Origin of the sequence: Pseudomonas sp. PSPC3-2 (assembly GCF_049897085.1) — a bacterium.
Taxonomy (GTDB): Bacteria; Pseudomonadota; Gammaproteobacteria; order Pseudomonadales; family Pseudomonadaceae; genus Aquipseudomonas; species Aquipseudomonas paraveronii.
This window is the reverse complement of sequence record NZ_JAFCVO010000002.1, coordinates 186,052-211,755: the sequence shown is the minus strand read 5'-3', so window position 1 is coordinate 211,755 and position 25,704 is coordinate 186,052. Positions and strand designations below refer to the sequence as shown.

Annotated in this window: 23 protein-coding genes; 10 read left to right on the top strand and 13 right to left on the bottom strand. The window is 62.5% G+C overall.

The genetic code is table 11. The features are described from left to right. Nucleotides 1-4: 4 nt before the first annotated feature. Genes ACP7CJ_RS05865 through ACP7CJ_RS05845 form a run of 5 tightly spaced genes read right to left on the bottom strand, consistent with a single transcriptional unit; the run spans nucleotide 5 to nucleotide 4,258 of the window. Entirely contained in the window at nucleotides 5-649 is a 645-nt protein-coding gene (locus ACP7CJ_RS05865; protein WP_276193053.1) for a tetratricopeptide repeat protein, read from the bottom strand. Next, nucleotides 646-1,455: an SDR family oxidoreductase gene (locus ACP7CJ_RS05860; RefSeq protein WP_426099811.1), complete on the bottom strand. Its 810-nt coding sequence runs from the start codon at nucleotides 1,453-1,455 to the stop codon at nucleotides 646-648. Before ACP7CJ_RS05860 ends, ACP7CJ_RS05865 begins: the two co-directional genes overlap by 4 nt. Beyond that, nucleotides 1,442-2,116, bottom strand: a complete 675-nt coding sequence (locus tag ACP7CJ_RS05855) for a TenA family transcriptional regulator (protein WP_276193051.1) — start codon at nucleotides 2,114-2,116, stop codon at nucleotides 1,442-1,444. The genes ACP7CJ_RS05860 and ACP7CJ_RS05855 overlap by 14 nt, the downstream gene beginning before the upstream one ends. After that, nucleotides 2,113-3,591 carry an AMP-binding protein gene (locus tag ACP7CJ_RS05850; protein WP_276193050.1) on the bottom strand — a complete coding sequence of 493 codons (1,479 nt, stop codon included), beginning with the start codon at nucleotides 3,589-3,591 and terminating at the stop codon, nucleotides 2,113-2,115. Before ACP7CJ_RS05850 ends, ACP7CJ_RS05855 begins: the two co-directional genes overlap by 4 nt. Further along, entirely contained in the window at nucleotides 3,581-4,258 is a 678-nt protein-coding gene (locus ACP7CJ_RS05845; protein WP_276193049.1) for a thermostable hemolysin, read from the bottom strand. Before ACP7CJ_RS05845 ends, ACP7CJ_RS05850 begins: the two co-directional genes overlap by 11 nt. A gap of 182 nt (nucleotides 4,259-4,440) precedes the next feature. Between ACP7CJ_RS05845 and ACP7CJ_RS05840 the strand changes: the two genes are divergently transcribed. The 6 genes from ACP7CJ_RS05840 to xylB all read left to right on the top strand — a co-directional run bounded on the left by ACP7CJ_RS05840 (nucleotide 4,441) and on the right by xylB (nucleotide 11,119). Beyond that, a complete protein-coding gene (locus ACP7CJ_RS05840; RefSeq protein WP_276193048.1) occupies nucleotides 4,441-4,992 on the top strand; it encodes a cytochrome b in 552 nt (183 codons plus the stop codon). Nucleotides 4,993-5,146: 154 nt separating this feature from the next. Continuing rightward, nucleotides 5,147-6,679, top strand: coding sequence for a sugar ABC transporter ATP-binding protein (locus ACP7CJ_RS05835; protein WP_276193047.1), 1,533 nt, complete (start codon nucleotides 5,147-5,149; stop codon nucleotides 6,677-6,679). Between the two features lie 13 nt (nucleotides 6,680-6,692). Next, nucleotides 6,693-7,661, top strand: a complete 969-nt coding sequence (locus ACP7CJ_RS05830) for an ABC transporter permease subunit (protein WP_247407449.1) — start codon at nucleotides 6,693-6,695, stop codon at nucleotides 7,659-7,661. A 34-nt stretch (nucleotides 7,662-7,695) separates the two neighbouring features. Next, nucleotides 7,696-8,628 (top strand): ABC transporter substrate-binding protein, encoded by a 933-nt coding sequence (locus ACP7CJ_RS05825; protein ID WP_276193046.1) that lies wholly within the window; start codon nucleotides 7,696-7,698, stop codon nucleotides 8,626-8,628. Nucleotides 8,629-8,649: 21 nt separating this feature from the next. Continuing rightward, nucleotides 8,650-9,642, top strand: coding sequence for a LacI family DNA-binding transcriptional regulator (locus tag ACP7CJ_RS05820; protein ID WP_426099810.1), 993 nt, complete (start codon nucleotides 8,650-8,652; stop codon nucleotides 9,640-9,642). A 16-nt stretch (nucleotides 9,643-9,658) separates the two neighbouring features. Next, nucleotides 9,659-11,119 carry a xylulokinase gene (gene xylB, locus ACP7CJ_RS05815; RefSeq protein ID WP_426099809.1) on the top strand — a complete coding sequence of 487 codons (1,461 nt, stop codon included), beginning with the start codon at nucleotides 9,659-9,661 and terminating at the stop codon, nucleotides 11,117-11,119. A 65-nt stretch (nucleotides 11,120-11,184) separates the two neighbouring features. Here the strand turns inward: xylB and ACP7CJ_RS05810 are convergent, their stop codons facing one another. After that, a complete protein-coding gene (locus ACP7CJ_RS05810; protein ID WP_193040203.1) occupies nucleotides 11,185-11,625 on the bottom strand; it encodes an Lrp/AsnC family transcriptional regulator in 441 nt (146 codons plus the stop codon). A 109-nt stretch (nucleotides 11,626-11,734) separates the two neighbouring features. Between ACP7CJ_RS05810 and ACP7CJ_RS05805 the strand changes: the two genes are divergently transcribed. Further along, nucleotides 11,735-12,631, top strand: coding sequence for a DMT family transporter (locus tag ACP7CJ_RS05805; RefSeq protein WP_276193042.1), 897 nt, complete (start codon nucleotides 11,735-11,737; stop codon nucleotides 12,629-12,631). A 40-nt stretch (nucleotides 12,632-12,671) separates the two neighbouring features. Here ACP7CJ_RS05805 and ACP7CJ_RS05800 read toward each other — a convergent pair whose 3' ends face one another. Both ACP7CJ_RS05800 and ACP7CJ_RS05795 read right to left on the bottom strand, forming a co-directional pair. Next, nucleotides 12,672-14,660, bottom strand: a complete 1,989-nt coding sequence (locus ACP7CJ_RS05800) for a peptidase U32 family protein (protein ID WP_276193041.1) — start codon at nucleotides 14,658-14,660, stop codon at nucleotides 12,672-12,674. 116 nt (nucleotides 14,661-14,776) lie between these two features. Then, the gene (locus tag ACP7CJ_RS05795; RefSeq protein ID WP_276193040.1) at nucleotides 14,777-15,157 is read right to left on the bottom strand and encodes a RidA family protein; all 381 of its coding nucleotides are present in this window, start codon (nucleotides 15,155-15,157) and stop codon (nucleotides 14,777-14,779) included. Between the two features lie 204 nt (nucleotides 15,158-15,361). Between ACP7CJ_RS05795 and ACP7CJ_RS05790 the strand changes: the two genes are divergently transcribed. Continuing rightward, entirely contained in the window at nucleotides 15,362-16,717 is a 1,356-nt protein-coding gene (locus ACP7CJ_RS05790; protein ID WP_276193039.1) for a methyl-accepting chemotaxis protein, read from the top strand. Between the two features lie 20 nt (nucleotides 16,718-16,737). On the opposite strand, the gene ACP7CJ_RS05785 is transcribed toward ACP7CJ_RS05790, so the two are convergent. Then, nucleotides 16,738-17,607, bottom strand: a complete 870-nt coding sequence (locus tag ACP7CJ_RS05785) for an isocitrate lyase/PEP mutase family protein (RefSeq protein WP_276193038.1) — start codon at nucleotides 17,605-17,607, stop codon at nucleotides 16,738-16,740. A gap of 280 nt (nucleotides 17,608-17,887) precedes the next feature. On the opposite strand from ACP7CJ_RS05785, the gene ACP7CJ_RS05780 reads away from it, so the two are divergent. Continuing rightward, nucleotides 17,888-18,802, top strand: coding sequence for a universal stress protein (locus ACP7CJ_RS05780; RefSeq protein WP_276193037.1), 915 nt, complete (start codon nucleotides 17,888-17,890; stop codon nucleotides 18,800-18,802). Between the two features lie 27 nt (nucleotides 18,803-18,829). Here the strand turns inward: ACP7CJ_RS05780 and ACP7CJ_RS05775 are convergent, their stop codons facing one another. Beyond that, nucleotides 18,830-19,813, bottom strand: a complete 984-nt coding sequence (locus tag ACP7CJ_RS05775; protein ID WP_426099808.1) for a zinc-dependent alcohol dehydrogenase family protein — start codon at nucleotides 19,811-19,813, stop codon at nucleotides 18,830-18,832. A 259-nt stretch (nucleotides 19,814-20,072) separates the two neighbouring features. Between ACP7CJ_RS05775 and ACP7CJ_RS05770 the strand changes: the two genes are divergently transcribed. After that, nucleotides 20,073-22,442: a phosphoketolase family protein gene (locus ACP7CJ_RS05770; RefSeq protein ID WP_426099807.1), complete on the top strand. Its 2,370-nt coding sequence runs from the start codon at nucleotides 20,073-20,075 to the stop codon at nucleotides 22,440-22,442. Nucleotides 22,443-22,458: 16 nt separating this feature from the next. Here ACP7CJ_RS05770 and ACP7CJ_RS05765 read toward each other — a convergent pair whose 3' ends face one another. The 3 genes from ACP7CJ_RS05765 to ACP7CJ_RS05755 all read right to left on the bottom strand — a co-directional run bounded on the left by ACP7CJ_RS05765 (nucleotide 22,459) and on the right by ACP7CJ_RS05755 (nucleotide 25,456). Continuing rightward, nucleotides 22,459-22,884 carry a potassium channel family protein gene (locus ACP7CJ_RS05765; RefSeq protein ID WP_426099806.1) on the bottom strand — a complete coding sequence of 142 codons (426 nt, stop codon included), beginning with the start codon at nucleotides 22,882-22,884 and terminating at the stop codon, nucleotides 22,459-22,461. A gap of 33 nt (nucleotides 22,885-22,917) precedes the next feature. After that, the gene (gene ftsH / locus ACP7CJ_RS05760; RefSeq protein WP_426099805.1) at nucleotides 22,918-24,741 is read right to left on the bottom strand and encodes an ATP-dependent zinc metalloprotease FtsH; all 1,824 of its coding nucleotides are present in this window, start codon (nucleotides 24,739-24,741) and stop codon (nucleotides 22,918-22,920) included. A 67-nt stretch (nucleotides 24,742-24,808) separates the two neighbouring features. After that, nucleotides 24,809-25,456 (bottom strand): BON domain-containing protein, encoded by a 648-nt coding sequence (locus ACP7CJ_RS05755; RefSeq protein WP_426099804.1) that lies wholly within the window; start codon nucleotides 25,454-25,456, stop codon nucleotides 24,809-24,811. Nucleotides 25,457-25,704: the final 248 nt, after the last annotated feature.

The window sequence follows — 25,704 nt, the reverse complement described above, 5'->3', positions numbered from 1 at the left end:
CCTGTCAGTTGAGTTTTTTGTTGATGTCGGCGAGCACGCTTTCGATCTCTTTGCGCCGTCCGGCATCGGCCGTTTCCCGGCCAGGTCGTGGGGCGGCGAGCAGCGCTTTTTGCAGGGCATCACGGGCTTCGCCGTAGCGTTTTTGCCGGTACAGGTGATCACCCCAGAAGTACAGACTATCTATGCCCGTCGGGTTCAGTTGCAAGGCCTGCTTGAGTAACGGTTCAGCCTTGTCGGCATCCCCAAAGCCGATCGGCCAGCCAGGCACCCGATCATACAGTGCGGCCAGGCTGGTATAGGCAGAACCTTGCAGGGCCTTGGGGTCGAGGGCGAGGGCTTTTTCCAGGTCGACCTTGGCCGCCTTGACCTTGCTCAACGCGCCAAGCCCACCCTGGGCACCGGCCCAACTGCTGCTGACAATCCCGGACCAAATCCAGGCCTCGGCTGCTTGAGGCCGCGCCTGGGTGAAGGCCGTCGCCTGGGAGGCGAGCTGCTCAAAGGCTTGGGGGCGCTGTTCCTCGGGCAGGTTGTATTGAATGTGCGCCCAGCGCGTCTGGATATCGGTCAGACGTTGCTGGTCGGCGGCGTCCAGCGCCCAGGTGAGCGGGCTCAGGGCGGTGAGCAGCAGCGCGGCGAAGAGGCGTTTCATGGGTTCAGATCCTTTTTAACGGGTTTATCGCTCAGGCGGCGTACCAGTGGCAGTTGTTTACGCAAACCACGGTCGACCAGATTCGGCAGCAGGCTGTTGAGGCGCACAAAGAAGCGCTCCGGCCAGCCCAGGTAAAGATCGCGGCGGTCGTTGGCAATCGCTTTGATCACGGCGGCGGCGACGCTGTGCGGTTCGTCGACGTTGGACTTGAGCGCATCGTTCAAGGCCTGCGCCGCCGGGCTGTTCATGCGGGTTTGGGTGGCGCGCGGCGCGACATACAACACACCGACGCGGGTGTCGGCCAGTTCCCGGCGCAAGGCTTCGGAAAACCCGCGCAAGGCGAACTTGGTGGCGCAGTAGGTGGCATAGCCGGGGTAACCGATCGAACCGTAAGTCGAGCCGACGTTCACCACCATCGCGCTCGCGGCGTGCTTGAGCATGGGCAGCAGCAGCTTGGTCAGGCAGATCGGCGCGGTGATGTTCAACGCGAGCATGCCGTTGATTTCGTTGTCGTCCAGCTGTTCCAGCATGGCGAAGTGGTTGACGCCGGCAGCGTTGATCAGCAGGTTGACGCCGCCGATGGCTTCAGCGGCGGCCAGCACCTTGCGCCGGTCGTTGAGGAAGGTCAGGTCGGCACCCACCCAGCACAGTTGCTCCGGGTACTGGGCCAACAAGGCTTCCAGCGGTGCGCGATGACGCGCCACGGCCAGCACGTGTGCACAACTGGCGCACAGCGCGGTGGCGATCGCCAGGCCAATGCCACCGCTGGCGCCGGTCAGCACCACACGGGCGTCAGACAGTTGCATGGGGAGCCTCCCCGATACGCGACAGGTTGCGGAACATGTCGGTGTAGAGGGCATACACCACCTTGGATGAATGGATCACGGCGGCCTGGTCGGCGGGGTCGTCCAGGCTGTTCATCAAGCGGCGATACGTCTCCATGTGTCCGATGTCCAGGGCACCGTGGGAGCTCAGGTAGCTGAACGCCGTCTCCGGCAACTGCAGGCGGTCACGGATGCTGCCGGCCGCGTGGGTGGCCAGGGCGATGCTGGTGCCTTCGAGCACATTGACCATGCCAAACAGGCCGACGGGGTTGTCACGGGCGATCAGGTCATAGAGGTAGCTGACCATCAACTCGATGGGCAAGCCGGGGCGGCCGTCACGGACCGCGTCTCGGTCGCCGCCACAGGCCGCGATGTCATCGAGCACCCATTGCTCATGGCCGTATTCATCCTCGATGTACTCGCCGACCGCCTTGCGCAGCCACTCCAGGCGCGAGGGCAGGCGCGCACCGCAGGCCATCATCAACGGCACGGTGTGTCGCACGTGGTAGTAGGCCTGGGCCAGGAACTCACGGTAGCTTTCCAGGCTGACTTTGCCTTCCAGTGCATCACGGATGATTGGCAGGCTGAACAGTGCCTGGCGTTCCTGTTGGGTAGCGTCTTGCAACGTGTCAAAAAAGTTCACGATGAAGTTTCCTCGTTGAGTGCAGGGGCAAGGCGGGATTGATAGCGCGCGACGATGGCGTCACGCCGTGGCCGACCATTGGCGGTGAGCAAGCCATTGGCGGCGGTAAACGGTTCTTCCAGGCGCGTCCAGCGATGCACCTGCGCGTAGTCGGGCAGGCCGCTGTTGGCCAGGGCCACGGCGGCGGCCAGTTGGGCATCGGTGCAGTCGGCACGATGCGGCCACAGCAGCGCATGGTTCTCCGGCAGGGCCTCGCCGTAGACAAAGGCCTGGGCGATGGCGCCGCCCTGGGTCAGTTCGGCCTCGACCCAGTCCGGGTTGACGTTGCGCCCGTAACTGGTGACGAATTGATGCTTCTTGCGGCCTTTGAGGTAGAGAAAACCGTCGTCATCGAACGCGCCCAGGTCGCCGCTGGGCCACCATTGTTCGGGCTGTTCGGTCTGGCCCAGGTAACCGAGCAAGGCCGAGCCCTTGATCAGCACTTCGCCGTCCTCGGCGAGGCGGATCTCAACATGCGGCAACGGCTGGCCGACACTGCCTGGCCGCTGTGCACCGGGACGATTGAGGCACACCACCGAGGCGCACTCAGAGAGCCCGTAACCTTCGAACACCGGCACGCCCAGTTGCTGCGCCCTTAGCAGTAAAGTCTTGGAGACCCGCGCACCGCCCACGGCAGCAAAGCGCAGGCCTTGCGGGCTGAACGCCTTCTGCTCGGCGGCGACCACCAGCATCAACAGCAACTGCGGCACCAGGATCAGGCTGTGGGGCTGGCGCACCGCCAGGCAGCCGAGCAATTGCGCAGCGTCCACCGCACTGGCGCCCTGGATGCCCAGGCTCTTTTGGCTGGGCAAGCTCAAGGTGGCGCCGGCATACAGCGCGGCGTAGCACCCCAGGTTCTCGAGCAGGATGGCAAGTGGCAATAATGCCAGGTGATGACGCGGGTCGCTGGTGTGGCTGGCCTGGTACAACTCGCGGGCCACCCGCAGCACGCTGTCGGTGCTCAGGCACACGCCTTTGGGCGTGCCGGTGGTGCCCGAGGTAAAGGTCACTTTGGCCGTGCCCAGGGGCATCGAAGGGCGACCTTCGAACGCGCGGCACCAAAAATCGCCGGTTTTGCGGTAACCGCCGGCGTGCAATTGGGCGTCCAGGTACGGTTCGGCGATCACGCGCTCGGCGTGGCTCTGTTCCAGGCAGTGGGCGCGCTGGGTCGGGCTGAAGAACGGCGGCAGGGTCAGGCAGGTCAAGCCTTCGAACAGGATCGCCAGGTCCCACAGCATGGCCTCGACGCCATTGTCCAGGGCCAGGGCCACCACCTTCACGCCTTCATCGCGCAGGCGTTCCTGTCGATAGGTCACCTCGGCGAACAGCGCAGTGTAATCCATCTTCAAGGTGTCTCCCCACAGGGCGACGGTGCCGTCATTGCGCTCGGCATAGCCGCGAAGAACAGCGTGGAAACGGCGGGTTTCAGGCGACATGGCTGGCGTCCTCAATTGTGGTAGGCAACCCCAGGCGCGAGAACAGGCCCATGTTGCGCAGATGGGTGAAGCCGGCGCGGATATTGCCGACATGCACCCAGGGTTGGCTTTCGTAATAACTGCCCCAGTGATGGCGCTCATCGCCCAGGCGCTGCGGGTCGGCGGCGCACAGGGTGACGGGCTTCAAACCGAGGCGATGGAAACTGTTGACCAGGCCGATATTGCCGGTGAACGCCACCCACTCCAGGCCGGCCATGGCCAGCAACCAGGTGATGGCGATGATGCTCAGGCGCGCACTGCCGGTGTCGCTGGCAGCCAGGTTGCCGACTTCGGCGATGGCCCGGCGGTCTACCGGTTGCTCGGCGGCGGCGCTGATCAGCGGATCGATCGGATGGTCCAGGTATCGCTCCAGGAACAGCGGCTCGTCGCTCGCCAGGCGCACACCGGCGACGGCACACAGTTGACCGTTGGCCTGGCTGACGCCAAACAGCTGCGGCATGAAATGACGGATATCGGCACCGTGGGCAATGCGAAAGCGCTGTTGGATGAAGGCCTCGAAGGCCGGGCGTTGAGGGTCTTGGGGCAGGGCGCGGGCAAGGGACAGCGGCGCACTGTCGGCTTGCCCGAACAACAGGGGCAAGGGAATCTTCCAATCAATACCGGGCATTGGCGTTATGCCTCCCAAGTGAAGTTGGGAGGAGTATCGAAGGCATTTCTTAACGAAGTCTGAAGGTGGTGAAAATGATCGTTTCAGCGATCTTCAGATTGTCTTAAGGCTAGCCGGGCAGGGTGACCGCGACTTTATCAAGGCCGGGTCCGGCCCCACCCCCAGCACAAGGTTCCTTTTCTATGACCGAAAACCTGATGACACCGCGCTATGCAAGGCTGTCGATGATTCTGCACTGGTTGATGCTGGCGTTGTTTGTCGGCGTATACGGTTGCATTGAAATCAAAGGTCTGTTGCCTCGCGGGCACGCACTCAAGGGGCTGTTCCTCGGCGCCCACGCGCTGTTCGGTATTGCGATTTTCCTGCTGGTGTGGCTGCGCCTGCTCGGGCGCCTGATGCCGCGTCCACCGATCGTGCCGCGCCCGCCAGCCTGGCAGACGGGGGCGTCGCACCTGATGCACCTGGCGCTGTACGGCCTGATGATCGTCACGCCGCTGCTGGCCTGGCTGATGCTCAACGCCGCGGGCAAGCCGATACCGTATTTCGAGTTTTCCTTGCCGACCCTGGTCGCGGCGGACCCGGACCTGGCCAGGCAGTTCAAGCACTGGCATGAATGGTTGGGCAGCGCCGGGTATTGGCTGATCGGCCTGCACGCCGCCGCCGGGTTGTTCCATCACTACTGGGTGCGGGACAACACCTTGGTGCGCATGCTGCCTAAACGCTACGAACGCTGAGATCGCGGCCAACTCGCTTGATGAAACGTTTCATCAGGCGACAAACGGGCTGCGCAAGCGCTTGCGTAAGTAAATGTATCTGATTAGAGTCGGTGGAAATCGGCTCTGATCCAAGGAGCGCGAATACAAAAATAATAAAATCAGGAGCTCATTCATGAGCCTCGAACCCTTGCTTGAGATGCAGGGCATCAGCAAAACCTTCAACGGTTTGCGTGTGCTCAAGAATGTCGGCCTGAAAGTCTACCCCGGCGAAATCCACGCCTTGATGGGGGAGAACGGCGCCGGCAAATCCACCCTGATGAAAATCCTCTCCGGCGCTTACCAGGCCGACCCGGGCGGCACCATCCGCATTGCCGGCCAGCCTGTCGCAACGTTCGATCCCGCCACCGCCAAAGCCCTCGGCATCGCCGTGATTTACCAGGAACTGAGCCTGTGCCCGAACCTGAGCGTGGCCGAGAACATCTACCTGGGCCGTGAACTGCGCCGTGGCTGGACCATCGACCGCCAGGGCATGCTGGCCGGTTGCGTGGAGGTGCTGCAACGCCTGGGCGCCGAGTTCACGGCGGCGACGCGGGTCAGCAGCCTGTCGATTGCCGAGCGCCAGTTAGTCGAAATCGCCCGCGCCCTGCATGCCCACGCCAAGATCCTGGTCATGGACGAGCCCACCACGCCGCTCTCGTCGCGTGAGACCGACCGCCTGTTCGCGCTGATCAAACAGTTGCGCGGCCAGGGCCTGGCGATCATCTATATCAGCCATCGCATGGCCGAGATCTACGAACTGTCGGACCGGGTTTCGGTGCTGCGCGACGGCCAGTACATCGGCGAACTGACCCGCGACGCGCTGTCGGCTGAGGTGCTGGTGAAGATGATGGTGGGCCGCGACCTCTCCGGTTTCTACAAGAAGGAGCACGCGGCCTATGACCCCGGCGCGGTGGTGATGCGCGTGCGCGACATGGCCGACGGCAAACGCGTGCGCAACTGCAGCTTCGACCTGCACGCCGGCGAAGTGCTGGGCATCGCAGGCCTGGTGGGGGCAGGGCGCACTGAACTGGCGCGGCTGATCTTCGGCGCCGACCCGCGTACCGCCGGCACCCTGGAAGTGGTGGGCAAGACGGTTACGCAACTGCGCACCCCGGCCGACGCGATTCGCGCCGGCGTGGTGTACCTCACCGAAGACCGCAAGGCCCAGGGCCTGTTCCTGGACATGAGCGTGGCCGACAACATCAATGTCTGTGCCTGTGTGCCGGACGCGCATGCCGGTGGCGTGCTCAATCGCGGGCATGCTGCGCAGCGCTCGAATGACGCGATCAAGTCGCTGTCGATTCGCGTGGCGTCCGGCAAGGTCAACGTCGGCGCGTTGTCTGGCGGCAATCAGCAAAAGGTCTTGCTGGCGCGGTTGCTGGAGGTCAAGCCGCACGTGCTGATCCTCGATGAACCCACGCGTGGCGTGGACATCGGCTCCAAATCCGAGATCTACCGCATCATCAATCAACTGGCGCAGGCCGGCGTGGGCATCGTGGTGATTTCCAGCGAGTTGCCGGAAATCATCGGCACCTGCGACCGCGTGCTGATCATGCGCGAAGGCCAGTTGGTGGCCGAAGTCGGCGGGGCTTCGGGCCACGTCATTTCCCAGGAACGTATTATTGACCTCGCCACCGGTGGCGATCAGGTGGCTGCCCATGGCTGATTCGAACAACACAATGACCCTCCCTGTCATCGGCAAGGCCGAGCGCGTCCGGGAACTGATGCGCAGCGTCGGCATGCTGCCGGTGCTGGTCCTGTTGCTGGTGGGCTTTGCCCTGGCCAGTGAAAACTTCCTGACGGTGCAGAACCTGTCGATCATCACGCAACAGGCCTCGGTCAACGTGGTGCTGGCGGCGGGCATGACCTTTGTGATCCTGACCGCCGGCATCGACCTGTCCGTCGGCGCGATCCTCGCGGCGTCGGCCGTGGTGGCGTTGCAGGCCTCGATGTCGCCGCAGTTCGGCATGTTCGGGATTGCCGCCGGGATTGGCTTTGGTCTGTTGCTGGGCCTGGTCAACGGCGGGTTGATCGCGTTCATGCGCTTGCCGCCGTTTATCGTCACCCTCGGCGCGCTGACCGCCATGCGCGGCCTCGCACGTTTGCTGGCCGACGATAAAACCGTGTTCAACCCCGACCTGCCGTTTGCCTTTATCGGCAACGACTCGATCCTCGGCGTGCCGTGGCTGGTGGTTATCGCGGTGGCGGTGGTGGCGCTGTCGTGGTTCATCCTGCGCCGCACGGTGATGGGCGTGCAGATCTATTCGGTGGGCGGCAACCCGGAAGCGGCGCGGCTCTCCGGGATCAAGGTGTGGAAGGTGCTGCTGTTTGTCTACGCGATGTCCGGTGCGTTGGCCGGGCTGGGCGCCGTGATGAGTGCTTCACGCCTGTTCGCCGCCAATGGCCTGCAACTGGGGCAATCCTACGAACTGGATGCGATCGCCGCAGTGATCCTCGGCGGCACCAGCTTTACCGGCGGCGTCGGCACCATCGGCGGCACGCTGATCGGCGCACTGATCATTGCGGTACTGACCAATGGCCTGGTGCTGCTGGGCGTCTCGGATATCTGGCAGTACATCATCAAGGGCATCGTGATCATCGGCGCGGTGGCGCTGGATCGCTATCGCCAGTCCGGTGCGCGGACCTGAGTTCACTCCTACAACAATCACAAGAGAGACCCGCATGAACCTAAAACACATCTTTCCCGTCATTGCCTTGGCTGCCCTGATGTCCCAGGCCGTGGAAGCGCGTGAATTGAAGGCCCTGGGCATCAGCATGGGCTCGTTGGGCAACCCGTATTTCGTGACCCTGGCCGACGGCGCCACGGCTCGTGCCAAGGAGCTGAACCCCAGCGTCAAGGTCACGTCGGTGTCGGCCGACTATGACTTGAGCAAGCAGTTTTCGCAGATCGACAACTTCATCTCGTCCAAGGTCGACCTGATTCTGATCAACGCCGTCGACCCGTCCGCCATGGCCTCGGCGATCAAGAAAGCCCGCGACGCCGGCATTATCGTCGTGGCGGTGGATGTGGACGCCAAGGGGGTCAACGCGACCGTGCAGACCGACAACGTCGAAGCCGGCAAACTGGCTTGCCAATTCCTGGTGGACAAGCTCGCGGGCAAAGGCAACGTGATTATCCAGAACGGCCCGCAAGTGACCGCCGTGACCGACCGCGTCAAAGGTTGCAAGGCCGCCTTGGCCGCTGCGCCGCAGATCAAGGTGCTGTCCGATGACCAGGACGGCAAAGGCTCGCGTGAAGGCGGCCTGAACGTGATGCAGGGCTACCTCACGCGTTTTGCAAAAATCGACGGTCTGTTCGCGATCAACGACCCCCAGGCCATCGGCAGCGACTTGGCGGCCAAGCAGCTTAAACGCGGCGGTATCATTATCACCTCGGTGGATGGCGCACCGGACATCGAGCATGCGCTGAAGACCGACACCCAGATCCAGGCGTCGTCCAGCCAGGACCCATGGGCCATGGCGCAGACGGCGGTGAACATCGGTAATGACCTTCTCAACGACAAGGCGCCCGCCGAAACGGTTACGCTGCTCACGCCAAAACTGATCACCCGCGACACCGTCGCGACGTACAGCGGTTGGTCGAGTAAACACTGAGTCACTGAGGGGAACAGCGCCGTGGTCACCATGGATGACGTCGCAAGCAGAGCGGGGGTGTCGACGTCAACGGTGTCCCATGTGTTGAACGGCACCCGCAAGGTCAGCCCGGCCACGGTGCAGGCGGTGCAGCGCGCGATCCAGGAACTGGGGTATATCCCCAATACCCTGGCGCGTTCGCTGGCGCGGTCGAGCACCAGCACGATTGGCGTGGCGATCTCGGCGCTGTCCAACCACTACTTCAGCGAAACCGTGCACGCGATCGAAACCGAGTGCGCCAAGCACGGTTACATGATGCTGTTCGTCGATACCCACGATGACCCGGAGCAGGAGCTGCGGGTGGTCACGGCGCTGCATCATCGGCGCGTCGACGGCATTGTGTTGGCGCCCTCGAACGGCTCGCTGGCCCTGGAGTATCTGCGGGCCAGCGAGATTCCGGCGGTGCTGGTGGACCGCATGATGAGCGAGCAATTCGATCAGGTCGGGGTGGAGAATACCCAGCCGACCCAAGCGCTGATTGCCCACCTGATCGCCCATGGGCATCGTCGAATCGGCTTTATCGCCGGGCGCGCGGGGTTCAGCACCACGGATGAACGGGTCGCCGGTTACCGTGCGGCATTGCACGCTGCGGGGCTGGCGTTCGATCCGCAACTGCTGGTCAACGGGGGCTCCAACACCGAGCCGGCACGCCAGGCCACGGTGCAGTTACTCGGCCTGGCAGCGCCGCCGACCGCGATCATGGCCGGCAACAACCTGATGACCCTCGGCGCCATGCAGGCCTTGCGCGATGCACATATCGAAGTGCCGGCGCAGATGGCGCTGGTGGGCTTCGATGATTTTGATTGGGCGGATTTCTTTGTGCCGCGCCTGACGTTGATCGCCCAGCCGGTCCAGGCGCTCGGTGCTCAGGCGGTCAACCTGTTACTGCAGCGCATGGCAGCGCCCGCCGCACCGACCCGGAGTGTGCGTCTGGAGCCGACCCTGCAAATACGTAACTCCTGTGGCTGTGATTGATTGGAATGACATGCGGATGAACAGTGCTGTTTCCCTCGGCATCGACCTGGGCACCTCGGAACTCAAAGCCATCCTGATGGACACCCACGGCGCCGTGCTGGCTCAGGCCGGCGTGCGCTTGAGCGTCTCGCGTCGGCACACCGGCTGGTCCGAACAGGCGCCGCAAGACTGGTGGCAAGCCTGTTTGCAGGCGCTGGATGTGTTGCGCGCGCATGAGTCGTTTGCCCGGGTGGCGTGCATCGGCCTGTCCGGGCAAATGCACGGCGCGGTATTGCTGGGGGACGACGACCGCGTGTTGTACCCGGCGATTCTGTGGGACGACTCGCGCGCGGTAGCCCAAGCGGCACAGCTCGGCCCAGGGTTCGCCGACGTCACCGGCAGCTTGCCGATGGCCGGGTTGACCGCGCCGAAACTGCTCTGGCTGCAACAGCATGAGCCCGAGGTGTTCAAGGCCATCGATTGCGTGCTGTCGCCCAAGGATTACCTGCGCCTGCGCTTGAGTGGGGAGCGCATCAGCGAGATGTCCGATGCGGCCGGGACGCTGTGGTTGGACGTGGCCAATCGTCAGTGGTTTAGCCCCATGCTGCGGGCCACCGGCCTTACACCGGAGCAGATGCCCAGGCTGGTGGAGGGCGGTGCGGCGAGTGCTGTTTTGACCGCCAGCGAGCTGGGTTTGTCTGCCGAGGTGGTGATTGCCGGCGGCGGTGGCGATAACCCGGTTGCGGCCGTGGGCATCGGCGCGATCAACGCGGGTGACGGTTTCATCACGCTGGGCACCAGCGCGGCGCTTGTCGCCATCACCGACCATGCGGCGGGCAACCCGGCCACTGCGGTGCATAGCTTCTGCCATGCGCTGCCTGAGCGCTGGTACACCATGGGCGCGATGTTGGCCGGCGCCAGTTGTTTGCGCTGGGTCACGCGCCTGACGGGCATGCCGGATGAACAGGCGCTGTTGGACCAGGTCCAGGCACAGTTGCCCATCGGCCAATCGGTGCCGCTGTCCACTCCGTTGTTCCTGCCTTACCTGGCCGGCGAACGCACGCCGCATAACGACCCCTTGCTGCGCGGCGGCTTCATGAACCTGGGTCACGACTGTACCCCGGCGATGCTCGGGTATGCGGTGATGGAAGGCGTGGGCTTTGGACTGCTGGACGCGTTGCGCGCGGTGCAAGCGAGCGGCGCCGACGTCACCGCCTGTGCGCTGGTGGGCGGCGGCGCGCGCAGTGAGTATTGGGCGCAGTTGTTGGCCAACATCCTGCAGCGGGAAATCTTCACGCTGCACGGCAGTGAACTGAGCGCGTGCATCGGCGCGGCGAAGCTGGGGTTCCTGGCCATCGGGCAGGGAGCGGATTTGCTCGCGGCGGGCATGCCGGTCAAGGCTCGGTATGTGCCGGATGGGGCGCAACAGCCGGTGCTGGAGGCGCGTTATCGCAAGTTTCAGGGGCTGTTGGGCGCGGCCAAGGCCCTGCACGACTGACTTGACCCGGCGCAGGACTCATATGGGAGGGGGCAAGCCCCCTCCCACATTGGGTGTGTGCGCATTCAGTCGGTCAGCGGCGGCAGGCGCCGCTTCACCGGGGTTTTCTTGACGATGGCGGTGTTGGTTTCGGCATAGGCATTGAGCCGATCCAGCAGGCTGTCGAGGTGGTCCATGGTGCGTACATGCAGGCGTGCGATGAAGCAGTCTTCACCGGTGACTTTGTCGCATTCGGTGAATTCGGGGATGGCCTGGATCTGCCGTTCCACTTCCTGCAACTGGCCGGGCAGGGGGCGAATGCGCACGATGGCTTGCAGCAGGTAGCCGAAGTGCTTGGGGTCGATGTCGACGGTGTAGTGGGTCAGCACGCCGCGTTCTTCCAGGCGGCGCAGGCGTTCACCGACGCTGGGCGACGACAGCCCGGTGATGCCGGCCAGGGCCTTGAGGGATAGCCGGGAGTCGTCCATCAAAGCGCCGATCAGTTGTTGGTCGATGGTGTCGATCATGGTATTTGCCTAATAAGTAAAGGTGATCCGAGTGTTTGGCCTTTCTTAGTCGCTGTCGCCTGCGTCAGTCAGCTTGCCATAATTGAGCCTCACTTGAGGAGTTTCAATCATGGACACATCCATCCGTCGCGGGTCGTGGGAAATGGTCGCCGCCATGCTGATCTCGGGCACCATTGGCTGGTTTGTCTTGGTGTCGGGCGTATCGGTGCTCGAAGTGGTGTTCTGGCGCTGCGTGATCGGGGCGCTGACGTTATTGCTGGTGTGCGCACTGCTGGGTTACCTGCGCCGGGACTTGCTCAGTTGGGCCGGGCTCGGCTTGGCGATGCTCAGCGGCGTGGCCATCGTCGGCAATTGGTTGCTGTTGTTCGAGTCCTATTCCCGCGCCTCCATCGCGATCAGCACGGCGGTGTACAACGTGCAGCCATTCATGTTGGTGCTGCTGGCGGCGCTGTTCCTTGGTGAAAAGATCAGCGTGCAGAAACTGGCGTGGTTGAGCGTGGCGTTCCTGGGGATGCTGGCGATTGTCAGCGCCCATGGCGATCAGCCAACCGGCGATGGGGATTACCTGGCCGGTATCGCGCTGGCCCTCTGCGCGGCGTTTCTGTATGCGATTGCCGCGCTGATCATCAAACGCTTGAAGGCGGTACCGCCGCATTTGATGGCGCTGATCCAGGTCACGACCGGCGCGTTGTTACTGGCGCCCCTGGTGCCGTGGAACAGTTTGCCGGTGGCACACAATGCCTGGGCGGCCCTGCTGACGCTCGGGGTGGTACACACCGGTTTGATGTATGTGTTGCTGTATGGGGCGATCCAGAAGCTGCCGACGGCCATCACCGGCGCGTTGTCGTTCATCTACCCGATTGCGGCGATCCTGGTCGATTGGATTGCCTTCGGGCATCGCCTGGGCTGGCTGCAATGGCTGGGAGTGGCGGCGATCCTGTTGGCGGCCGCTGGCTTGCAAAGGGGCTGGTGGTGGCGCGCAAAGACCGCGATGCAAGTGGAGTAATTGACCGCGAGCGCGCCATTGCAGCGCGCCCGCGGTTCGATCAATGCGGTGCGCGCGGGATGGTCTTGAGCAGGTCGTCCGGGCTGATGTAGCCGACCACACTGCCTGGCTGCGGCAGACCCAGGATGTGCCCCTTGATCTTGCCGATCACATGCATTTCGCAAGGCTTGCAGTCGAACTTCAAGGTCAGCACTTCATCGCCATGGATCAACTGCATCGGCGCGACCTTGGTCTTCACGCCTGTCACGCCCTTGGCCTGTTTGGGGCAAAGGTTGAACGAGAAGCGCAGACAGTGCTTGGTGATCATCACCGGCACTTCACCGGTTTCTTCGTGGGCTTCGAAGGCCGCGTCGATCAGTTTCACCCCGTGCCGATGGTAGAAGTCGCGGGCCTTTTGGTTATACACGTTGGCCAGGAACGACAGGTGCGCCTCCGGGTACACCGGCGGCGGGTTGGTTTGCGCCTTGCGCCCACCGCGTGGGTGAGCGTGGATGCGGGCCGCCGTCAGGGCTTCGATCACTTCGCGGCGCACGGCCTTGAGCTGCGAGTTGGGGATGAAGAACGCGTGCGGCGCATCCAGTTCGATGGCGGTGGCGTGGTATTCGGTGGTGCCCAGTTGGCCGAGCAAATCGCGCAGGGTGTCCAACGCCTGTTCCGGCTTGTTGGCCACGCCGAACGGGCCGGGCAGGGCGACGCTGGCGCTGATGCCTTCTTCGCTGGTGGCGGTCAGTTCCAGGCGTTCTTCGCGCAGACGGGCGACCCACGACAGGCCGATACGGCGCTCGGCAGAGGTCTTGAGCAGCGCCTGTTGCCAGTTGTGGTCGAGGTTGCGGTTCAACGGGTGGTTCGGCCGCAACTGATGCAGCCCGGCCGGCATTTCGTTGGGCTCGACGCGGTAGCGGTAGCGCTTCTCGCCGTCTTCCTCGAACTCGCCCTTGGCCTCGGCGATATTGGCGCGGAAACCCACCACTTCCCGCTTGACCAGCACATTCAGGCCGTCGCCGTTGGACAGCGGCTCATGGGTGACCACTTGCAGGTCGCGCTTGCCGGCTTTTTCCACCACGCCCACCGGCAGGCCAGTGAAGGTCGGGGTGTCGAAGGCGCCGATGTCGATCTTGCGGTCGCTGACGAAGTAGTCGGTGCTGCCTCGGTGGAAGGTTTTTTCCGGGTCGGGCAGGAAGAAATGCGCAGTCCGGCCGCTGGAGGCGCGGGCGAGGGCCGGGCGGTCTTCGAGGATTTCATCCAGGCGCTGGCGGTAATAGGCAGTGATGTTCTTCACATAGCCCATGTCCTTGTAGCGACCTTCGATCTTGAACGAGCGCACACCAGCATCGACCAGGTCACGCAGGTTGGCGCTCTGGTTGTTGTCTTTCATCGACAGCAGGTGCTTTTCAAAGGCGACGACGCGGCCTTGATCGTCTTTCAAGGTGTACGGCAGGCGGCACGCCTGGGAGCAGTCGCCCCGGTTGGCGCTGCGGCCGTTCTGCGCGTGGGAGATATTGCACTGCCCGGAGAACGCCACGCACAGGGCGCCGTGGATGAAGAACTCGATGGCGGCGTCGGTCTCATCGGCGATGGCGCGGATTTCCTGCAGGTTCAGCTCACGGGCCAATACCAGCTGGGAGAAGCCGGCCTGGTCGAGAAATTTGGCGCGGCCCAGCGTGCGGATGTCGGTCTGGGTACTGGCGTGCAGCTCGATCGGCGGGATATCCAGCTCCATCACGCCCAGGTCTTGCACGATCAACGCATCGACGCCGGCGTCGTAGAGCTGATGGATCAGCTTGCGCGCGGGTTCCAGTTCGTTGTCATGCAGGATCGTGTTGAGGGTGGTGAAGACGCGGGCGTGGTAGCGCCGGGCGAATTCGACCAACTGCGCGATATCGCTCACCTCGTTACAGGCATTGTGGCGGGCACCGAAGCTTGGGCCGCCGATGTAGATGGCGTCGGCGCCATGCAGGATGGCCTCGCGCGCGATGGCGACATCGCGGGCAGGGCTGAGCAATTCCAGGTGATGCTTGGGCAAGGACATAGTTTTTTTAGTCAGGCTTGTCACGGTCGAAGCGCGCATTGTAGCCGTGAAACGGTTGACCGGCACCTACCGCAGGGCTTGGCCTGCAGGGTGCAAGGCCAGTGGCTGCTGCGGATTCAGGCTTTGGCGGCCATCGCGGTAACTTCCACGCGCATGCCTTCCACCGCCAGGGCCGCCACGCCAACGGCGGCGCGCACCGGCCACGGCTTGGCGAAGAAGCGTGTGTAGACCTCGTTGAACGCTGCGCGGTCGGCCATGTCGGTGAGGTAGATGGTCAGGTGCATCACCCGGTCCATGGAACTGCCGGCGCGTTCAAGGGCGACTTTCAGGGCTTGCAGGGTGCATTCGCTTTGCAGCGTGATGTCGCCCAGTTCCAGGCTGCCATCGCTGCGGGTCGGGATTTGGGTGGAGACCAGGATGCCGTTGAAGCCGATCACGTCGGAGGAAATAGAGTCGGCATCCGGGTCAGGGGTGAAGCACAGGTCGTGGTTGGCCATGAAGGTCTCTTGGCAGGGAAAGGGGTCGCCAATTTAAACACAGGGGGTGCGAGGATCAGTACCCTTTGGCCTTGCAATGCTCGAGGAGTGACGAGTATTTGACGTCAAGTAATATTTATTTTTCGTGTATCAAGTCACGTATTTATTGGCCGATAGCGCGGGAGAGCAACCCCCCCCGATTCCACGCACGGCTGAGGCTACGTCATGTTCAATCAGGCACTAAAAACAGAACTGGCGGCCAGGAGGGCCGAAGTCACTGAATACCAAGGATTGATTGCCGCGCTCGAACGCTCCATGGCCGTCGTCGAGTTCGACCTGAACGGCAAGGTGTTGCGCGCCAACGACAACTTCATGAAAACCCTGGGTTACAACACGGCTCAATTGGCCGGCAAGACCCACCGTGATTTTTGCCCGCCGGCGCTGACCGGCAGCTCTGCCTATGCCGAATTCTGGCAGGAACTCAGGGCCGGGAAGTTCGTGTCGGGCACATTCAAACGCGTGGACGCCCACGGCAAGATCATCTGGCTGGAGGCCAGTTACAACCCGGTGCTGGATGCGCGCGGCCAGGTCTCGAAAGTGGTCAAGTACGCCCTCGACGTCACGCGCAAAGTCGAACAGGAGGCGGCGACCCGCAGCAAGCTGGCCGCGTTGGACCGTGCGATGGCCGTGATCGAGTTTGACTTGAACGGGCAAGTACTCGACGCCAACGAGAATTTCCTCACGGTCATGGGGTATTCACTGACGGAGCTCAAAGGCAAACATCACCGTATGTTTTGCGAACCGACCCAGGTCAACAGCCCTGAGTACGCTGACTTCTGGCGCCGCTTGAACAATGGTGAATTCTTCACCGGGCAATTCAAGCGCGTCGGCAAGCACGGCCGCGTGGTGTGGTTGGAGGCGAGTTACAACCCGGTGTATGACGGCGACGGCAAGCTGATCAAAATCGTCAAGTTCGCCAGCGACATCAGCGAGCGTGTCGAGAAGTTCGAGGAGGATTCACGCGGAGCCTCCCGCGCTTACCATATTTCCTCGGAAACCGAGCGATTCGCTGAGCACGGCACCCAGGTGATCCACGAAACCGCCAGTGAAATGCGCCGGATTGCCGATAGCATCGGCGCCTCCGCACGGCTGGTGGGGCAGTTGGGCGATCGCTCCGAGCAGATCACCGCCATCGTCAATACCATTCGCGGTATCGCCGACCAGACCAACCTGCTGGCGCTCAACGCTGCTATCGAGGCGGCGCGCGCGGGCGATCAGGGCCGTGGTTTTGCCGTGGTGGCCGATGAGGTCAGGCAACTGGCGGGGCGCACCAGCCGTTCCACCGCAGAGATTGCCGAGATGATCGGCTTGATTCTGTCGGAAACCCGTGACGCGGTAGCCAGCATGAACGCGACCCAGGAAGGCGCGCAACGGGGTGTCAGCCTGGCCGACCAGGCGGGTTCGGTGATCCTGCAAATCCGCACCAGCACCAGCGATGCGGTGCAAGCGGTGAGCATGTTTGCATCAAAGCTGGATGAGTCGGAGGTCGTTCCGAAAGCCGCTGTCGGCTGGGTCGGCTAGGCGCGCGCCCTGGGTCAGTCTCACTCGTCTACATCCATGAACTCTTTGGCCCAGGCCACGTAGCTCTCTGGCAGGGTGTAGGTATGGGTAAGCTCGGTGGCACTGAGGTTCGAGGTGCTGTGGGTGAGCTGGCGCTGGGCGCGAAGGCTGTCGTAGGTGGCCTTGATCGCCGCGAAGTAGGCGCCATGGCCGGCGACCACGATGCGCACGCCCAGGCTTGCCAGGCGCTGGCTGTCATTGAGCTTCGGATTGCCGTAGGTCACCAGCATCAAGGGCACCGTGAGTTTTTCGGCAATCTGCTCAAGGTGCTCGAAGTCGCTGATACCGACCATGCAGATCCCATCGGCGCCGGCTTTTTCATAGGCCAGGGTGCGTTCGATCACGGCCTCGGTCGGCAACACCGCTGCGTTAGTCCGGGCGATGATCGACAGTTCGGGGTCGACGCGCGCCTCAAGGGCTGCCCTGACCTTGCCGATGCCTTCCTCGATGGAGATCAGATCGGTCGATTTACGCCCGAATTGTGCCGGCAGCAGGGTGTCTTCAATCGTCAGGGCCGCCACGCCAGCGCGCTCAAGCTCCTCGACGGTGCGCATGACATTCAGGGCATTGCCATAGCCGTGGTCGGCATCCGCAATAAACGGCAACTGCGCGACGCGGCCGATCCGGGTGGCCTGTTCAACGAACTCACTCAAGGTGATCAACGCAAAATCGGGTGCCGCCAGTACCTGCAGCGAAGCGACCGAGCCCCCCAGGATGCCGACCTCGAAACCCAAGTCAGCGGCGATACGCGCAGACATCGGGTCGAACACAGAGGCTGTCTCAACGCACAGTGGCGCAGCAAGCAATTCACGGAAATTACGACGCAGAGCTGAGTGGGACACTTTTGGCATGATCTTTCCTGGTTCTGGCGATTGTCGACTGATGATCAATGCCTATTCATAGTCGTAGGAGATTACCACGCCGCCAAACCCAGGATTATGACGTTTCAGAATGGGGTATGCCCACGGCACATACTGTGGGGCGGGCGTCTTGGGCGGTGGCCCTGGCTTGAAGGTTGATGAAAATCAACTTTTGCGGCCTCCACTGATAAAGATCAAGTAGCCGCCGACCCGGAACGCTCAATCTGAAGACCTATCCACCGAATCAGTTGGCCGCGTGCCGAGGTGCCCCATGTTGCAGACTCAGCGTTTACTGTTGATTGCCCCTTCGTCCATGACCCGTACACCGGCGTTCGATCGTGCCGCCGCCCTGGCGCGCGCGATGCAGCTGCCGCTGCATATCGTGGCGTTCGACTATTTGCAGGCCCTGGCGATCGCCGGGCTGTTCGCGCCCGAACAGATCAACCGGGCGCGGGAAGCGTACCTGGACACTCATCGCCACTGGCTCACCGAGCAGGCCGACGTGATGCGCCAGCACGGGGTCGAGGTCACCAGCGAGGTGGTGTGGGTGCATCATCCTTATGAGGAAATCCTGCATTTCGTCAACGAGATGTCGCTGGCCCTGATCATCAAGGATGCCGAGGAAGAGCCCGCCTTGAAACGGGTGTTCTTCACGCCGCTGGATTGGCAACTGCTGCGCGACTGCCCGGTGCCGGTGCATCTGGTCACCGACGCGCGCCACCCGCTGCCACGCAAGGTGCTGGCGATTGTCGATGTGTTGCGCAGTGAGGACCAGGACCAGATCTTCAACGACCAGATTGTCGAAGCGGCGGTCAAGCTGGCTGAGCAATGCCAGGCACAGCTCGAGTTGCTGCATGTGTACGACTGGGCTGCTGTGTATGCCAAAGACATGGGCTTCGGCGCGGTGCCCCTGGCCGCCGGGCTCTATGAGGCGCTGAATGAAGCCCAGCATGAGGCATTTGCCGCGCTGGCGGAGCGCCAGGGAATTCCCGTCGAACATCGGCACTTTATTGAGGGCACGCCGCTCTTCAATATTTGCGACTTCGCCCGCGATCACCAGAGCGACATCATGGTCATGGGCACCGTGCAGCACTGGGGCTTGAACAAGCTGTTGGGCACTACCGCTGAAAGTCTGCTGCACCACGCGCCGTGCAGCCTGTGGGCGATTAAGCCGACGCGCAGCTGACAACCCCTCGCGTTGAGCCCGGGCAGGCTACGGGGTCAGCACGATTGCACCGTTAAATTGCCCTGTGCGTAGGTATGCCAACGCCTGATTCGCATCCTCCAGGGCGAAGCGGGTGACGTCGCAGTGGACAGGCGTCTGCTGCAAGGTTTGAAAAAACGCCGTACCGTCCTGCCGCGTCAAGTTAGCGACTGAACGCACGCTGCGCTCGCCCCATAGCAAGCGGTAGGGGAAGGCCGGAATGTCGCTCATGTGAATACCCGCGCAAATCACACAACCGCCCTTGACGGTCGCAGCCAGCGCCAGCGGTACAAGCGCTCCGACGGGGGCGAATATCAGGCTGGCATCCAGCAGGTGCGGGGGCGGCTGGTCCGAAGGCCCGGCCCACACGGCGCCCAATGAGCGCGCATAGGCCTGGCCTTCACTGTCACCCGGGCGGGTGAACGCGTACACCTGTTGGCCCCGGCCCAGTGCGACCTGAATCGCCAGATGGGCGGCCGCACCGAAGCCGTAAAGCCCCAGGTGGGGAGCGTCTGCGGCCATTTGCAAGGCGCGAAAACCGATCAGGCCGGCACACAGCAGGGGCGCGGCTTGAACGTCTGACAGCCTGTCGGGAATCGGCAGGCAAAAGCGTGCGTCCGCCACCGTGTATTCAGCGTAGCCGCCGTCCAGATTGCACCCGGTGAACTGCGCCCGGTCGCAGAGGTTTTCCCGGCCTGATCGACAGAAAGCGCACTCGCCGCAGGTCCAGCCGAGCCACGGCACCCCCACGCGGCGGCCGATCCAATGGGCGTCGACAGCGGCGCCCACGGCCGTCACTTCACCGACGATTTCATGGCCCGGCACCCGTGGCAGTTGCGCTTGCGGCAACTCACCGTCCACCAGGTGCAGGTCGGTGCGGCACACGCCACAGGCCAGGACTTTGATCAACAGCTGCCCGGCGCCGGGTGTCGGGACCGGGCGCTCCTCAAGTTGCAGTGGCTGGCCGGGGGTGTGCAGAACCATCGCACGCATAACAAATCTCCAGGTGTTCGAGCGGTGATGCCAGGTCGACCGACGGTTTCAGGCCCAGGCTCGTGACGTTGCGGCCGAGTGAGTAATAGACGAACGAAGAACATGCGCCTCCCGCACCTTCGCGCGGTATCCCTGACCCAGCGTTCTAATTGAGCTTAAGCGTCGGCCTGAAGACTTGATGTACATCAAGCCTCGCGCATTTGAGGCACCCAGAATCGACGAAGGATAATCCACTGGTCGAACCTTGGCGGAGGGACGTATGAGCGATTTTTTGAGTGCAGAGGCGCTGGACGGGTTGGATGCGTATTGGCGGGCGTCCAATTACCTGGCGGTCGGGCAGATCTACCTCAAGAGCAACCCGTTGTTACAGGCACCCCTGACCGTGGCGCACATCAAGCCGCGCTTGTTGGGGCATTGGGGCACGACGCCGGGGCTTAATCTGCTCTATACGCACCTCAATCGGCTGATCAACCAGTACGACTTGAACATGCTCTTCGTCGCCGGCCCCGGTCACGGCGGCCCGGCGGTGGTCGCGCAGACTTACCTGGAAGGCACCTACACCGAGTGTTATCCCTCGGTGGAGCGCAATACCAATGGCCTATTGCGGCTGTTTCGGCAGTTTTCCTGGCCTTACGGGATTTCCAGCCACGTCTCGGCCCAGATCCCAGGGTCGATCCATGAAGGCGGCGAACTGGGTTACTGCCTGGCCCACGCCTATGGCGCGGTATTCGATAACCCGGACCTGATCGTCGCCTGCGTGATCGGCGACGGCGAAGCCGAAACCGGCCCGCTGGCCGCCAGCTGGCACTCCAATAAATTCATCAACCCCGCGCGCGACGGGGCGGTGCTGCCGATCCTGCACCTCAACGGCTACAAGATCGCCAACCCCACGGTGCTCTCCAGGATCAGCGAAGATGAGCTGTCAGCCCTGTTGTATGGGTATGGCTACGATCCGTACTTCGTCGAAGGCGATGACCCGGCGCAGGTGCATCAGGCGCTTGCCCGTACCCTTCACACCATGCTGCTGAAAATTCGCGAGATTCAGCAGGCGGCGCGCCAGCCCCGGCGCTCCGAGGCGCCGGAGCGCCAGTTGTGGCCGGTGCTGGTATTGCGCACGCCCAAAGGCTGGACCGGGCCAAAGTTTGTCGATGGCTGTCGGGTCGAAGGCACCTGGCGCGCCCATCAAGTGCCGCTGGCGAACTTTCAGGCGCCGGGGCATGTGCAGCAGTTGGAGGAATGGCTGAACAGCTACCGCCCCGACGAACTGTTCGATGCCGACGGCGCCTTGCTCCCGGAAATCGCTGCGCTGGCGCCCACCGGACACCGCCGAATGAGCGCCAACCCCCACGCCAATGGCGGGCTGTTATTGCGCATGCTCGACTTGCCACGCTTTGCCGACTACGCGGTAGCACTGCCGGCCCCTGGTTGCCAGCGCGCCGAGGCGACTCGGGCACTGGGGAGTTTTTTGCGCGACGTGATGAAAAACGCGCGGGGCGCCAGCAACTTCCGCCTGTTCGGCCCGGATGAAACCGCCTCCAATCGCCTGGACGCCGTGTATGAGGTCACCGCCAAGGCGTGGATGGACCCATTGGAGGCCGACGACCTGAACCTGGCCGCGGATGGTCGGGTCATGGAGATCCTCAGCGAGCACGTCTGTGAGGGCTGGCTTGAAGGCTATCTGCTCACCGGGCGCCATGGCCTGCTGTCGTGTTATGAAGCGTTCATCCATATCGTCGATTCGATGGTCAACCAGCATGCCAAATGGTTGAAAACCGCCGCCAGCGTGCCCTGGCGCAAGCCGGTGGCTTCGCTCAACCTGCTGCTGACGTCCCATGTCTGGCGCCAGGACCACAACGGGTTCTCTCATCAAGACCCAGGCTTCATCGACCTGGTGGCGAACAAGAAGTCCGACGTGGCGCGTATCTACCTGCCGCCTGATGCCAACTGCCTGCTGTCGGTGGCGGATCACTGCCTGCGCAGCCGCAATTACATCAATGTCATCGTGGTGGGCAAGCAGCCGGAGTGGCAGTGGCTGAATATCGACGCGGCCGTGCAGCATTGCCTGGCGGGCATCGGCCGCTGGGACTGGGCCTGCCGTGATGATCAGGACCCGGACGTGGTCATGGCCTGTGCCGGCGACGTGCCGACCCTGGAAACCCTGGCCGCCGTGACGTTGCTGCGCGAGTACGTACCGGATCTACGGGTCAGGGTGATCAACGTGGTGGACCTGATGGTGCTGCAGTCGTCATCGCAGCATCCGCATGGGCTGGCGGATGCGGCCTTCGATGGGTTGTTCACCACCGACAAACCGGTGATTTTTGCCTTCCACGGTTACCCTGCACTGGTGCATCGGCTGCTGTACAAACGCACCAATCATGACAATTTCCATGTGCGTGGCTTCATGGAGGAGGGCGCCACCACCACCCCGTTCGATATGGCGGTGATCAACAACCTGGATCGCTACCGCTTGGCATTGGACGTCATCGAGCGTGTACCTCGGCTGTGCGAACAGCGCCACATTGCACAGGCGCGGTACTGGTCGATGATGGAGAAACACAAGCTGTACCTGATCGAACATGGTGAAGACCTGCCCGAGGTACTTAACTGGCAATGGACACCGGCCACCTAGGGGCTGATGGACGGCGTTACTTGTTCTTCCAGTATTTCTGCATTTCGATAAACAGAAACGACGCCGTCCAGCTGATCAGCACCAGACCGGTCAGCGCTTGCACGCCGGTCAGGAACTTGAGGTTGCCGATGGGGGAGATGTCACCGAAACCGATGGTGGTGTAGGTCGTGAACGAAAAGTACACGCAGTCCATGAACGAACCATCGAAGTTGCCTGACAGGCTGCCCCATTCGCCGTCGCGGATCATCAGGTAGTAGGTCAAGGCGAAGCACCAGACTTCGATCGCGTGAGCCAGCAGGGCGCCGAATACGCCAATCATCATCCTTAAACGGCTCCTGACCTTGAGGCGCGGTAGCAAGTCGTTCAGGCGCAACAGGAATTCGTAATGAATGATCACGGCGATGATGACCACCAGCGTATTAATCAGCGTGACGGCCAGCATGGCGATCCTCAGTGGGTGGTTTCAGGGCGACGCTCAACCTGCGGCGACCGGTACGGGTTTCATTGGCAACAGCGCGGGGAAGTCCTCTGGCGTCAGGCTTTCCTTTTCCATCAATAGACGCGCGCCGGCCTCGAGGTCGGCGCGATGCGCCTGGAGTAGGGTTTTGGCGCGTGCGTAGGCCTCGTCGAGCAGGGCGCGTATACATAGGTCGACTTCTCTGGCCGTCTGTTGCGAATAATCTTTTTGCCCCGTGCTCTGCATCTGCTCACCCAGGTAGGTCATGCTTTGTCGCTCCAGCACTGACTGCCCCAGTTCGGCGCTCATGCCGAAGCGGGTAATCAACTGCCGGGCGATATCGGTTGCGCGGGCCAGGTCATCGGCGGCCCCGGTGGAGATCTGCCCATACATCAGAAACTCGGCGGCGCGGCCGGCCATCAGCACGACGATGCGGTCCTTGAGCATCTGGCAACTGATCAGAAAGTGGTCTTCTGTCGGGCGCTGCAGTGTGTAGCCGAGGGAGCCAACGGCGCGCGGCACGATGGACACCTTGTGTACCGGGTCCATGGCCGGCAGGTGACTCGCCGCCAGCGCATGGCCCATCTCGTGGTACGCCACCACCTGGCGTTCTTCGGGACGCAGCACGCTGCTCTTGCGTTCGACGCCCGCGATCAGGCGTTCCACGGCAGCGGTGAAATCGTCCAGGCCGACGGTGTCGGCGCCACGGCGAGTGGCGACAATCGCCGCTTCGTTGACCAGATTCGCCAGGTCGGCGCCGGTGAAACCGGTGGTGATGTCGGCAATGCGCTCGCTGTCGAGGGCCGCGTTCACGGTGATTTTTTGCAGGTGAACCTTGAGGATCGCCTGCCGCCCCTTGCGGTCAGGCCGATCGATCAACACCTGGCGGTCGATCCGACCCGCGCGCAGCAGCGCCGGGTCGAGCACTTCCGGGCGATTGGTCGCGGCCAGCAGCACCACGCCCTCGCGGGGGTCGAAGCCGTCCAGTTCGGCCAGGAGCTGGTTGAGTGTCTGTTCCTTTTCGTCGTTGCCCCCCATTACGCCGACGCCACGCATTTTGCCCAGCGCATCCAGTTCATCGATGAAAATGATGCACGGCGCGGCCGCGCGCGCCTGTTCGAACAGGTCGTGGACCCGCGCGGCGCCGACGCCGACGAACATCTCGACGAATTCCGAGCCCGAGATCGAAAAAAACGGCACCCCGGCTTCGCCGGCGATGGCTTTGGCCACCAGGGTCTTGCCGGTGCCCGGCGGGCCCACCAGCAGCGTGCCTTTAGGAATATGCGCGCCCAAGCGCGAGTACTTGGCCTTGTCCTTGAGGAACGAGACGATCTCCACCAGTTCGGCCTTGGCGTCATCGATGCCCGCGACATCCGCAAAAGTGATCCCCGTGTCCCGTTGAACAAACACCTTGGCCCGGGACTTGCCGATGTTCATCAGCCCACCCAAGCCCTGTTTTTGCGCGACGCCGCGAAACACAAAGTGCCAGACCACCATGATCAGGATAAAGGGCAGCAGCCAACCCAGTAGACCGCTCAAAAACGTATTGTCATTGACCCCGGTGAAGCTGGCGCCCGACTGGGCCAGGTTCGTGGCTAACACCGGATCGATCCGCACCGTTGTAAACAGGTTGTGGCCGTCGATCGGCACTTTCAGCTTGCCGCTGATCTGGTCTTTCTCGACCTGCAAGTCGCTGACCTTTTGATCGTTCAACAGTTGCAGAAACTGACTGTACGGGATGCTTTGCACCGTGCGGTGTTCCGTCCACAGAAACTGCACAACGGTGAACACGACAAACGCGGTCAGAAAGTAAGACAGGTTCCACTGATGGTTCTTTTTCATAACATTGACTCAAAAAGAAGGCCCGCAACGCATATGCCCCGGTGGGCTCCCTGGGACATTCATCATTTCAGGCGAGCAACAGGTGATCCTCCACCCGCATGACACCCGGCACCGACCAGGCTGCCCGTTCCACGATTTTGCGCTCACTCCATAGGTGAACCTTGCCGTCGAGCCTGACAACGTCCCCGTCGACCCTGACGTGAATATCTTTGGCGTCCACTTCAGCGTTGCGTTTGAGCGCATCTTCGATGTGCTTGCGGATATCGACGATGTCCACCCGGGGGCTCAGGGTCAGCCGATTATCCACCCCGAGTACGCCGGACAACTTGCGCACGGCCTTCTCTACGGCTTCCTTCTGGTACTGCCAGTCGACTTCGCCTTCAAGGGTTATCCAGCCGTTCTGAACGATGACTTTTACGGCATTCCCAGGCACGTCAGCACTCCAGTTGATGATGCTCAGGGCGCGGGCGGCAATGGTGTCGTCCGCCGTGCCGGCGCCTTTGTGCAGCCTGACCTGAATCTCCTCCGCCACGGCGCGCACACCTTTGACGCCTTTTACCGCACGCTCGGCGCTGATTTTCTGCACGTAGCTACTGACATGTCCGGTGAGCGTGACAACGCCGTTTTCCACGGCAACACCGATGCTGGCTGCATCGATCTGCGGTTGGAATTCAAGCTCTTCCATAATGGCTTTGCGCAAACTCAAGTCGCTCATGTGGGTGTCCTCAGTCGAGTGCGTGGCTTAGGGGGCCTTACCTGGCCGCTTACTGGTTTCTACGCCCGAACCGCGAAAAATTATTGAGCTATATCAACAAGGCCTGAGTGATTCGCTGATTGAGTGAAAGCCGGCCATTAGTTGACAAAGATCAGATCGCACGCTTCGTGGCGTCAGATACTCGACCGATGCTTTTCAGTCACAAAGCAGGGTGCCACTCTGCTCGCAAGGAAGTCGGGTGCAGTCAG